At 66.7% G+C, this 11509-nt stretch carries 10 protein-coding genes; 1 reads left to right on the forward strand and 9 read right to left on the reverse strand.

Features of this window, described 5'->3' with window-relative positions; all coding sequences use genetic code 11:
• Positions 1-82: 82 nt before the first annotated feature.
• Positions 83-1054, forward strand: coding sequence for a phosphoadenosine phosphosulfate reductase family protein (locus RJT37_RS08115; protein WP_313689295.1), 972 nt, complete (start codon positions 83-85; stop codon positions 1052-1054).
• 66 nt (positions 1055-1120) lie between these two features.
• Here the strand turns inward: RJT37_RS08115 and RJT37_RS08120 are convergent, their stop codons facing one another.
• The 9 genes from RJT37_RS08120 to RJT37_RS08160 all read right to left on the reverse strand — a co-directional run bounded on the left by RJT37_RS08120 (position 1121) and on the right by RJT37_RS08160 (position 11496).
• A complete protein-coding gene (locus tag RJT37_RS08120; RefSeq protein ID WP_313689298.1) occupies positions 1121-2296 on the reverse strand; it encodes an XdhC family protein in 1176 nt (391 codons plus the stop codon).
• The gene (locus tag RJT37_RS08125; protein ID WP_313689300.1) at positions 2293-3117 is read right to left on the reverse strand and encodes a Rossmann-like domain-containing protein; all 825 of its coding nucleotides are present in this window, start codon (positions 3115-3117) and stop codon (positions 2293-2295) included. The genes RJT37_RS08120 and RJT37_RS08125 overlap by 4 nt, the downstream gene beginning before the upstream one ends.
• Positions 3110-4477 (reverse strand): VWA domain-containing protein, encoded by a 1368-nt coding sequence (locus RJT37_RS08130; protein ID WP_313689302.1) that lies wholly within the window; start codon positions 4475-4477, stop codon positions 3110-3112. Before RJT37_RS08130 ends, RJT37_RS08125 begins: the two co-directional genes overlap by 8 nt.
• Positions 4478-4622: 145 nt before the next feature.
• Positions 4623-5573 carry an AAA family ATPase gene (locus RJT37_RS08135; RefSeq protein WP_313689305.1) on the reverse strand — a complete coding sequence of 317 codons (951 nt, stop codon included), beginning with the start codon at positions 5571-5573 and terminating at the stop codon, positions 4623-4625.
• Positions 5570-6739: an XdhC family protein gene (locus RJT37_RS08140; RefSeq protein WP_313689307.1), complete on the reverse strand. Its 1170-nt coding sequence runs from the start codon at positions 6737-6739 to the stop codon at positions 5570-5572. Before RJT37_RS08140 ends, RJT37_RS08135 begins: the two co-directional genes overlap by 4 nt.
• A 140-nt stretch (positions 6740-6879) precedes the next feature.
• Positions 6880-9381 carry an aerobic carbon-monoxide dehydrogenase large subunit gene (locus RJT37_RS08145; protein WP_313689308.1) on the reverse strand — a complete coding sequence of 834 codons (2502 nt, stop codon included), beginning with the start codon at positions 9379-9381 and terminating at the stop codon, positions 6880-6882.
• The gene (locus RJT37_RS08150; protein WP_313689310.1) at positions 9378-10019 is read right to left on the reverse strand and encodes a (2Fe-2S)-binding protein; all 642 of its coding nucleotides are present in this window, start codon (positions 10017-10019) and stop codon (positions 9378-9380) included. The genes RJT37_RS08145 and RJT37_RS08150 overlap by 4 nt, the downstream gene beginning before the upstream one ends.
• Entirely contained in the window at positions 10016-10906 is an 891-nt protein-coding gene (locus RJT37_RS08155) for an FAD binding domain-containing protein (protein ID WP_313689313.1), read from the reverse strand. The genes RJT37_RS08150 and RJT37_RS08155 overlap by 4 nt, the downstream gene beginning before the upstream one ends.
• Positions 10903-11496 (reverse strand): SRPBCC family protein, encoded by a 594-nt coding sequence (locus RJT37_RS08160; protein WP_313689315.1) that lies wholly within the window; start codon positions 11494-11496, stop codon positions 10903-10905. The genes RJT37_RS08155 and RJT37_RS08160 overlap by 4 nt, the downstream gene beginning before the upstream one ends.
• Positions 11497-11509: the final 13 nt, after the last annotated feature.

Here is an 11509-nt window from a genome sequence, read left to right on the forward strand (position 1 = left end):
TAGTCAATTATATGATATATAAACCCTGGCCCACCCCGTTGCAAAAGACATTTACTCTCCGGTAATTAGATATAATTACACAATGCCAGACGGCTTCCCCGACTACCTCGACGTCGACTACAGCGACGGTGAAGGCGAGACGCCCGAAGATTACCCATCGATCCAGGACAAGATCGAGAAGGCGATTGCAGTCACGAAACGCGGTCTCGAACAGTACAAGAACCCGGCCGTGATGTGGACCGGCGGCAAGGACTCCACGCTCACGCTGTACTTCATCAAGGAGGTCGCAGAGAAGTACGACCTCGAGACGCCGCCGGCGGTCTTCATCGACCACTTCCAGCACTTCGACGAGATCCACGACTTCGTCGACCACTGGGCCGAGGAGTGGGACCTCGACGTCGTCTACGCCCGCAACGAGGACGTGGGCAACTACGTCGACGAACACGACCTCGAACCAGGCGACGACATCCCCGTCTCGGAGCTCTCTGAGCACAACCAGCACCACATCCGCAACCTGCTGGAATACGAGGAGGACACCTTCCCGTTCCTGCTGGACACCTACGTCGGCAACCACCTGCTGAAGACGGTCGCGCTCAACGACGCACTGGAGGAATACGACATCGACGGCGTCATCTCCGGCGTCCGCTGGGACGAACAGGAAGCCCGCGCCGACGAGACGTTCTTCTCGCCGCGGCACGACCCCGACATCTACCCGCCGCACGACCGCATCCAGCCCATCCTCCAGTTCGACGAGGCGGCGGTCTGGGAGGCCTTCTGGAACTTCGTGGTTCCGGAGACCGTCGAGGGGTACCCCGAGGAGGGCTACGTCCCGGAGAGCGCCGACGATCTGCCGAACGGCCTGACGATGGCCGATATCCCGATCTCGCCGAAGTACTTCGCCGGCTTCCGGTCGCTCGGCAGCGAGGTCTCCACCGACAAGACGACCGAGGAACCGGCGTGGCTGCAGGACATCGAGAACACGACCGAGCGCGCGGGCCGCGCCCAGGACAAAGAGGACCTGATGGAACGGCTCCGCGACCTCGGCTATATGTAACCTCGGCCGACGTTCCGTCCCGATTTCCGGCAATACCCCATTTTCGCGATGCCGACCCGACCCGAGCTACTGCGCCGGCGCGTCAGCGTCGGACTCGACGTCGACGCGGTCGTGAATCGCGCCTTCGCGCGATTTGAGATGCTGGGGCGTCCGGTCGTTCGAGACAGCCAGCGCCTCCGCGACGATGCTGTGGGCGATCTGGAACGGCGAGCCGCCGCCGAGATCGAGGCCCACCGGCGTGTACAACGACGATAGCGCGTCCTCACTGAAGGAGGTACCCTCCGCCTCGAAGTCGTCGAGCATCTCCTCGAACCGGTCGCGGGGACCCATCAATCCCACGTACGGGACGTCTGCGTCCAGCAGTGCCTCGACCGTCAGCCGATCGTCGACGAAGTTGTGGGTCATCACCACCGCGTACGTGCTGTCGTCGAGATCGAGGTCGTCCCCGACGGTCCCGGGTGCGGTCGTCACGACCCGATCCGCGGCCGGGAACCGCTCTTCGAGCTCGACCGCGCCGCGGAAGCCGACCACGGTCACTCGGAAGTCGTTTTTCGCCGCGAACTCGGTGACGGGCCCGACGTCGTGACCGGTTCCGAAGACCACCAACTCCGGCGGTGCCGCCAGCCCGTCGATGAACACCGTCAACTCGCCGTCGTCGGTGTCGACGGTGACGGTGTCTGCGCTGCCGCGGTCCGCTAGTTCTCCGGCAGGGCCGCTGAGTGACGCCGACGGCCACTCGGTGGCCGCGTCTCCCTCCGGCGTCCGCAACGCTCCGTCAGCCGGGTGGTAGTAAGCGCGGTCGCCCTGCTCGAATGCGGTCCCCCCGCTGTCGAGGACCGTGACGATGCCGACGTCGCGCCCGTCGAAGAACGCCTCGACGGCCGGCCGGTACGTCCGGTTCAGCGGTTCGAGCAGTACTTTGATGATGCCGTTGCAGCCGACGCCCAGCCCCCAGGTGTCCTCCTCGTCGTCCTCCATCAGATCGTAGGTGACGAGCCTGGGGCGGCCGGTCTCGCGGACTTCCTCGCCCACGGCGACGAGTTCGTCCTCGAGACAGCCGGCGGTGATACTGCCGACGCCCGTCCCGCCCTCGTCGAGGAGCATCTTCGCCCCCGGCCTGCGGTAGGCGTTCCCCTCGACGTCGACGATGGTCGCAAGCACGTCGGTTTCGTCGGCATCGAGTCGGTCACGGATTCGCTGTACGACCGCCGTTTCGGGAACACTCCAGTCGCTTTGAGTCATAGGTTTGTGGGTTCGTCTTCGATCGTGGTTTCGAGTCGGACGCCGGCCGTGCGCTCGGCGGCGACGTATACTTTCGCGACCCCCGCATCGTGCAGATCCGTCCCGCACGCTCCCGCCTCGACCGCTTCGCGCACGCTTTCGACGTCGGTCACCGATGCCCCCGCGACGACGTCGACGCCCGCCGCGAAAAGCGGCGCCGGCAGGAACGACGCTGTCGCGCCGATGACGATTACCGTCGCGTCGGCCGGCGCGGCAGCCAGATACCGTCCGACGCCCCCGTAGATGAACGCAGACCCCGTTACGAAGACGACTTCCGCGTCCGCCATCGCCGCGTCTGTCTCCGCAGGGGTAAACGTCCGGACGCGTACTCCCTCCGGCGTCTGCACCGAGACGTCGTCGAGCGGTTCGCGCTCGATCACGCGGACCTCGACGTCGTCGAACTTCCGGAACGCGGGGCCGAACAGTCCGACGGTGACAATCCGGTCGACGTCGTCGTCGAGCAGGGCCATCGGGTCGCCCGTCTGCCAGTCGATCGCCGGCGCCGACAGCGCGTTCATCGTCGCGATCCCGAGTGCGCGTTCGAGACGGTCGGCCGCGTTCTCGGGGTCTCTGGTCGCCGCCTCCAACAGCCGTTCCACGTCGAGTTGCTCGGTGGACGGTGGCTCTCCTTCGGGCCGGTGGGCGAGGCCGGCGGTCTTCCCCGCCGACCCCGCCACCTCGACGAGCACCACCCGATCGCCGATGGTGATCCGCTCTACGGTCGTTGCGGGCGAGAGCGCCGAACGAAGCCGGTTCCTGGCCTCCGGGAGCGGCTCAGTCATCGCTCTCGGTCCTCCGTTCTGCGGCGCGTCGCCGGGGATCGTGTTCGTAGCCGACGCCCGCTCCGAGCCCCCGCTTTTCGATCTGTTTTGCCGCCGCCGCGAGATCCTCAGGCCCCGCGAAGCCGAACAGGGCGTCGATGTACGGTTCGACCGTCGACATCCCGCGGGACCGCGGCTCGAACTCCGGTGAGACCGCGAGGGGATTCAGCCAGATGAGGGCGTCGCTCCGCCCGGACAGCCACGTGATCCCGTCGGCGAGGAGGTCCTGGTCGCCGACGTCGAGACCGTCGCTGACGACGATCACGACCGTCCGCCGATCGACGGCGTACGGGTATCGCCGCCGGAGCGTCTCGAAGGCGCCGCCGATCTGTGTGCCGCCGCCCCACTCCACTTCGGCCTCACGGAGTGCCGTCGCCGGATCACCGCCGGCACGGGCGAACTGCTCTGTGACGTCGACCAGTTCGGTGTCGAACAGGAACACTCGGGCCTGACGGGCGCTGTCGTGCAACTCCTCGGCGAAGGACAGCAGGACGCTGCGATCGATAGTATCGAGGACGGAGCCGCTGACGTCGACGAGCAGGCAGCACCTGAGTTCGTTCGGGACGGGTTCGGACTGCGGGAGATCCATCGGCGCACCCCCGGTCTCCAGGCTCGCCCGGAGCGCCCGCCTGGCTTCCACGCGGTCGCCGGCCGAGGAGCGTTGCCGCCGTCGCCCCGGAAGCGTCGACAGCGCGTCCACGAACCGGTCGATCGCCGCGCGCTCGCCGCTCGTCAGCGGCATCGTGTCGACCTCGACCCGTTCGCGGCCGCCCACGCTGCTGTACCGTCGTGCGTCGTCGTCGCCGGTATCTGTGGGCCGGTCGCCGGTCGCCTGCTGCCGCTCCGTCGGAATCCGGACCTCGACGTCGCCGTCGCCGTCGGGATCGACATCCGGCGCGTCCGCGTCGTCGAGGTTCCCGGGGACCTCGTCTGCGGCGTCCTCCGGACCAGCGGGTTCCCGCTCGTCGTCCTCCTCCTCGCCGGCGGTCGGTCCGTCGTGATCCGTGCCGATAGCGTCGAGCCCGGAGCGGAGCCGGTGCCAGAACGTCGGAAACGCCGACTCGAACGCGTCGCGGTCGGTCGCCTCCGAGAGCAACGTCGCCCGCAACGCGTCCGCGACCCGGTCGCGGTCACCGAGTCCGACGACCGCGAGCGACCGGGCCGATTCGAGACACGCGTTCGCGGGGATCGAAACGCCTTCGCTCCGGAGCTCGGCCGCGAGTCGGAGGAGTTCGATCAGCGTATGCCGACGGGCCGCCGGGAAGTCCGGCACGCCGTCGCTGCCTGCATCGCTGTCGAGCCCGTCTCTCGGCTCGTCCACACGTGGTGTGTCCTGGGTCCCGTCGCCGGTCATTGGTCAGTGGCGTTCGCGGCATTCATCGGTTCGTGCACTCCGAACCGGAGCGTTCGTACACTCCCGACCGGAGCTTTCATCCGTCCTCTACGCGCCGGAGCCGATATGGGCTTCACGCTTCGAGTCGATCCTCTGCGGCCGCCGCGGCGAGCCGCAGCTGTTCGAGCAGGTCGGTGTCGATCCGGTCGAGGTCCTCCGCTTCCTTGATTAGACAGCCCAGTGTCCGTTCGATCTCCTCGGTCGAGAGCGATCGGTCCTCGTCGTCGTGGCGGAGTTGTGCGACCGCCCGTGCCCAATCGAGCGTCTCGGAGACGCCGGGCTGTTTGAGGAACGACTCCTCGCGCAGCCGATCGACGACGGCGCAGACCTCCGCGGCCACAGCGACGTCGAGTTCGGGCACCTTCCGCCGGACGATCTCGTATTCGGTCTCGAACGAGGGGGGTTCGACGTGGAGGTACAGACAGCGCCGTTTCAGCGCGTCAGAGAGACCACGCGTCCGGTTCGACGTGAGCACGACGATCGGAGGCTGCTCGGCCCTGACGGTGCCGAATTCGGGAATCGACACCTGGAAGTCCGACAGCATCTCCAGCAGGAACGCCTCGAACTCCTCGTCTGCCCGGTCGATCTCGTCGACGAGGAGAACCGGCGGCGTCCCGTTACCGGCCGTCAGCGCCCGGAGCAGCGGCCGTTCGAGCAGGAAGTCCTCGTCGAACACCGATCCCTGCCGATCGCCGCTCCCGGCCGTCGACTCCCCGGCGACCGTTCCCTCGTTGGCCTGGACTGCGAGCAGTTGCTTCGTGTAATTCCACTCGTAGAGCGCGTTCTCGGCTGTCAGCCCCTCGTAGCACTGCAACCGGATGAGTTCGGTGTCGAACGACTCCGCGAGCACCTTCCCGAGTTCGGTCTTCCCGCTGCCCGGCGGCCCCTCGACGAGCAGCGGCCGGCCCATCGTGAGCGCCAACTGGACTGTCGTCACCGTTCGGTCGTCGGCGACGTAGTCGGCGGATTCGAACCGCGACCGCAGGTCCGACGCCGACAGTCCCTCGAAGGCGTCTCGGGTCACGGCGACACCACTCCCTGTCCCTCGTCGAGATGCGCTTCCGGATCGTCCCGGAACGAGCCGGCACAGCCCTCACAGCAGAAGTAGTAGACCGTCCCGTCGTAGTCGACCGCCGGGGCGGTCTCGGGGTCGGCGGTCATCCCGCAGACGGGATCCGTCGCGAGCCCCTCGCGTTCGCCGTCGTCTTCGCCGTGCTCGTCAGTGATTGCCTCCTCCCCCGCGTCGTCGTCAGCCGCGGTTGTGGTGTCGTCGCCGGCAGCCGCGGTTGTGGTGTCGCCGCCGGCAGCCGACGAATCCGCGTCGGTTACTTCCGCACGCGGAGCGGCCGCCCCGGAACCGGCCCGCGCGTCGACGACTTCCGCGAGGATGCTCGTCGCGATTTCGCCCGGCGTATGCGCCGAAATGTCGACCCCCGCTGGATTGGTCACCGCTGCCGCTACCGACTCCCGGTCCGTCTCCAGGCGGTCGGCGACGCGGTCGATCACCTCCTCGTTTCGGGTGCTGCTGGCGACCAGCCCGATGTAGGGCGCATCCGAGCGGATGCCGGCAGCGACGCCGCGGGCGTCGTACTGCCCCACCGAGGCGACCACGACCAGCGGCCCAGCGCCGACCGCCTCGACGATCGTGTCAGGGTCGGTCGTCGTGAGTGTCCGCTCGACCGGGAGGTCGTCGGCGCCGTCCGGATCGACGACCGTCACGTCGATATCGAGTTCGGCCGAGAGGCGCGAAAGCGAGCGGGCGATCGGCGATCCGCCGACGATGAGTAGCGCAGGCGCCGTGTTCACCGGTTCGATGAACAGTTCGAGGACGCCCTCGCTGTGGCAGTGCATCGGGAAGGCCTCCAGTCCGGGACGGGCGACGTCGTCGGGGTCGGGGGCGATTCCCACGAGCCGCGGTTCGCCGTCCGCGAGCGCCTCCGTCGCCTGGCTGATCGCTGTCGTCTGCGCGCAGGCGACGCCGCCGATCCAGCCGTGGAGGGTTCCGTCGGCAGTCACGACTGCGCGATCGCCGACGTTGGCCGACACCGGGGCCTCCCGGCGAACGACCGTGATCCGGGCGTACGTCTCGCCCCGCTCGGCCAGTTCGCGTTCGAGCCCCGCGATGTCGCCGTCGGGTGGTCGGTGAGAGTCGTCTGTCGCTCCGTCGTCGTCAGTCTCGTTCTGTGTCATCTCTAAATGAACATAGGTGGCGGCGCCCCAAATGGGGATCGCGTCTGTGGCGGCCGTTCACAGTGACTGTTGTAGCTGATTATCGGTGCTCGCCACCCCAGGTACCGTCGAGCACCGGTAGGAGACTACAACTGTCATTGTCAGTCGTCAGCCGGTTCTTCGCTGCCGCCCTCGAAGTCGAAACTGACGTTCTGGGCCGGCTTGATCGCGAGGTCGGCCTCGTCGAGTTTCTCCCAGACGGTGTCGGGCGTCATCGGCATCTCGACGTGCGAGACACCTCCGTGGGACATCGCGTCGACCACGGCGTTGACGATGGCCGGCGGCGACCCGACCGTGGGGGATTCACCGACGCCCTTCGCGCCGATCGGGTGGTGCGGCGACGGCGTGACGGTGTGGCCCGTCTCGAAGTTGGGGATCTCCTTGGCCGTCGGCAGCAGGTAGTTCATGAAGTCACCGCCCGTGACGTTGCCGTTGTCGTCGTAGGTGACGTGCTCCATCATCGCGGTGCCGATCCCCTGTGCGAGGCCGCCGTGGATCTGGCCCTCGATGACCATCGGGTTGATGCGGTTACCACAGTCGTCGACCGCGACGAACTTCTCGAAGTCGACTTCGCCGGTCTCCCGGTCGACTTCGACGATGACGATGTAGGAACCGAACGGGTACGTCATCTCCGGCGGGTCGTAGTAGTTCACCGCCTCGAGTCCCGGTTCTTCGGTTCCGGGGTGATTCATGTAGGCGCCGGCTGCGATCTCCGTGATGGTGATCGAGCGCTCGGGCGCGCCGGCGACGTGGAACTCGCCGGACTCGCGGTCCCATTCGATATCTTCCTCTGCGGCCTCCAGTTCGTTGGCCGCGATCGACTTGGCCTTGTCCCGGACCTTCCGGGCGGCGACTGCGGTTGCCGCGCCCGCGACGGGCGTCGAGCGCGAACCGTACGTGCCCAGCCCGTAGGGCTCCGTATCGGTGTCGCCGTGCTCGACGGTAATCGAATCGACGTCCATTCCGAGCTCCTCGGCGACGATCTGGGCGAAGGTGGTCTCGTGACCCTGGCCCTGCGTCTGGACGCCGATCCGGAGGACCGCGTTGCCGGTCGGATTCACCCGCAGTTCCGCGGAGTCGAACATCTCGATCCCGGCGATGTCACACTGCTTGCCGGGGCCCGCCCCGACGATCTCGGTGAACGAGGAGATGCCGATCCCGAGGAGCTTGTCGGCGTCCTCCTCGATGCGGCGACGTTGCTCCTCGCGGTACTCCTCGTAGTCGGCCATCTCTAAGGCCTTGTCCAGCGCCTTCTCGTAGTCGCCGGAGTCGTAGTTCCAGCCCGTCGCCGACTCGTACGGGAACGCGTCCGAGGGGATGAAGTTCCGCCGCCGGATCTCCGCGGGATCGACGTCGAGTTCGTCCGCGAGTACCTTCACCATCCGTTCGATGAGGTAGACCGCTTCCGTGACGCGGAACGAACACCGGTAGGCGACGCCGCCGGGTGCGGTGTTGGTGAACACCCCTGTCAGCGACCCGTAGGCCGCCTCGATGTCGTAGGAGCCGGTGAAGATGTTGAAGAAGCCGGCCGGGAACTTCGAGGGCTGGGCCGCCGCGTTGTACGCGCCGTGGTTGGCGAGCACGTCGACCTTGACCCCCTTGATGACGCCGTCCTCGGTGGCGGCGATCTCGCCCGTCATATCGTAGTCGCGGGCGAAGCCGGTGGTCTGGATGTTCTCGGAGCGCTCTTCGATCCACTTCACCGGCCGTTCGAGGACGTACGACGCCGCGGCGGCGACGACATAGCCCGGATAGATCGGGACCTTGTTCCCGAAGCCGCCGCCGACGTCTGGACTCACGATGCGGACCTTGTGCTCGGGGATCCCCGACACCTGCGAGAACAGGGTCCGGTGGGCGTGTGGCGCCTGGGAGGTCATGTGGACCGTCATCTTGTCCTTCCCGGGATCCCAGTCGGCGACCGCGCCGCAGGTCTCGATCGGGGCCGGATGGAGGCGCTGGTACTCCATCTGCTCTTCGACGGTGACGTCGGCCTCGTCGAACACCTGTTCGGTGGCCTCCTTGTCGCCGGTGTCCCAATCGAAGATGTGGTTGTCCTCTTGATCGTCCAGTTCGTCGCGGATGAGGGGGGCGTCCTTTTCGAGCGCCTCCTCGGCGTCGACGACCGGTTCGAGAACGTCGTACTCGACTTCGACCTTCTCGGCGCCGTCCTTCGCGGTGTAGCGGTCCTCGGCGATGACGGCGGCGACCTCCTGGGACTGGAATTTCACCTTGTCGTTGACCAGGACGTCTTGGGTGTCGTCCATCAGCGTCGGCATCGTCGCCAAGTCGTGCTCCAGTAAGTCGTCGGCGGTCAGGACCGCGACGACGCCGTCGAGGTCCATCGCGCGCGACCCGTCGATGTCTTCGATTCGGGCGTGGGCGTGGGGGCTGCGGACGATCTCACAGTGGAGCATCCCCGGCTTCTTGATGTCGTCGACGTAGTTGCCGCGCCCGGTGATGAAGCGTTTGTCCTCCTTGCGGGTAACTTCCTCACCCATCCCGCCGCGGCCGTGGCCGCAGTGTTTCTCCGGCTGCGGGCCGCCGTCGTCGTCGTGCTGATACTCCCTGGGTTCGGCCGTGAGATCGTCTGAGTCGCTGCTCATTGTGTGTCTCCCTCCGCATCGACGTTCTCGAACTGCGGGTCCGCTCCTTCGAGGTGGTCGTACTCCGTCGACGGGCCGCCACAGCAGTCCTCGACGCCGCAGTCGAACTGCTGTGCTGCGGTGACGGTTCCGCCGTCGGCGGCCGCCGGCTCGCCCTCGAGTTTCTCGGCCGCGTACTCGATCGAGGTCACGATGTTCTGATAGCCGGTGCACCGACAGAGGTTGCCGCTGATCGCCTCGCGGATCTCCGCTTCGTCGGGATCGGGGTTCTCGTCGAGGAGCGCCTTCCCCGACATCAACATCCCGGGCGTACAGTAGCCGCACTGCAGGCCGTGTTCCTCACGGAAGCCCTCCTGCAGCGGGTGGAGTTCGCCCTCCGCCTCGGGGAGCTCTTCCATCCCCTCGACGGTCATGATCTCGCTGCCGTCCGCCTGGGTGGCGAACATCAGACACGACTTGATCGGTTCGCCGTCCTTCAGCACCGTACAGGCCCCGCAGTTGCCGGTGTCGCAGCCGATGTGCGTCCCGGTCATATCCAGATCCTCGCGGATGACGTGGACGAGCAGTCGTCGCGGTTCGACCTCGACGGAATGTTCGGTGCCGTTTATCGTCAGCGTGATTTCACGTTCGTCTGTCACTGTGTAACCCTCCGTTTGACCGCCCCCGCGCGTTCGGCGGCGTCGCCGAGCGCCCGCTGAGCCAGTACGTCTACCATTCGTTCCTTGTACGAGGCGTCGCCGTGTTCGTCGGATTCGGGGTTCGACTCCTCGGCGGCGAGTTCCCCGGCCGTCTCGAAGAGCTCCGCGCTCGGCCGTTCACCTTCCAGGTGTGCTTCTGCCTCCGCGGCGCGTGCGTTGGTGATGTCGACCGCGGTCATCCCGATGCCGGCGTCCTCGATCCGCCCCTCGTCGTCCAGAATCAGCCGAGCGGCGACGCCGACCATCGCGTAGTCGCCGGTCTTGCGCTTCAGCTTGTGATACGCGCTGCCCTCGTGGGGTGCGGGAGTCGGGACCCGCGCCTCGGTGATGAGTTCGTTCTCGCCGAGAGAGGTGTCGTACGGCAGCAGGAACAGTTCGTCCGCCGGAATGACGCGTTCGCCGTCCGGTCCGCGGGCGACGACCTCGCCGTCGTGGGCGATGAGGACGCTGCCCCAGTCGCCCTTCGGGTCGGCCTGCGCCATCGAGCCGACGATGGTGCCGCGGTTGCGGATCTGCGGATCCGCGATCAGCGGTGCCGCGTCGGCGAAGCTCCCGTAGTCGTCTTCGTCGATCACGTCGGCGTCCTCGACGTCGGCGTGCCGGGCGAGCGCGCCCATCTTGAGGTAGCCGTCGTCCTCCTCGAGGTAGTCGAGCGCGTCGATGCCGTTGATGTCGACGACGGTGTCGGGGCGGGCGAGCCGGAACCGGAGCATCGGCACGAGGCTCTGGCCCCCGGCGATGATCGTCGGCTCGTCGAGGCTCTCCAGCAGACTCACCGCCTTCTCGACCGTCTCGGGTTCGTGATGTTCGAACGGTGCGGCTTTCATAACATTCCTCGAATCCGGTCTGTGACGCCGGAGCTGGTCTCGTCGACGTCTGTCATCTGCTTTTCGATGCTGCTGAAGAAGTTGTTCACGATCTTGTTTGCGACCGGGTTGATGACCCGCGATCCCAGCTGGGCGATCCGGCCGGAGACGTCCGCTTCGGTCCACCACTCGATCTCGGAGCTCTCGCCGTCCTCCGTCGGGTGGATGCGCATCCCGGACTCCATACTGAAACTGCTCCCCGAGGCGTCGCCGCCGCCGGAGGCGATCATCTCGAAGTTCTCGTCGTCGCGGTCCTCGATGGTGACCGTCGTCTCGAACCGGGGTTTGACGCTCCCGACACCGACCTGCATCAGGGCCGCGTACTTCTGGCCCTCGACGAACGCGCGGTCGGCGACCGTCTCCGGATCCGCGTCCGGCAGCATCTCGACGTCCTCTTCGGGCTCGTACTCGTCGAAGTTGAAGTCGTCGTCCATCGGGGTGATGTATCGACACCCCTTCAGGGAGTCTCGGACCGCCATCGGGTCCGAGAGGACGATCCAGGCTTTCTCGGGCGGTACGCCGTCTAACTCGAATTCTCCGTCAAATTCCATCGTTGTGTTGTGT

The sequence above is a fragment of the Halobellus marinus genome (assembly GCF_032113415.1).
In the GTDB taxonomy this organism is placed as follows: domain Archaea; phylum Halobacteriota; class Halobacteria; order Halobacteriales; family Haloferacaceae; genus Haloquadratum; species Haloquadratum marinus.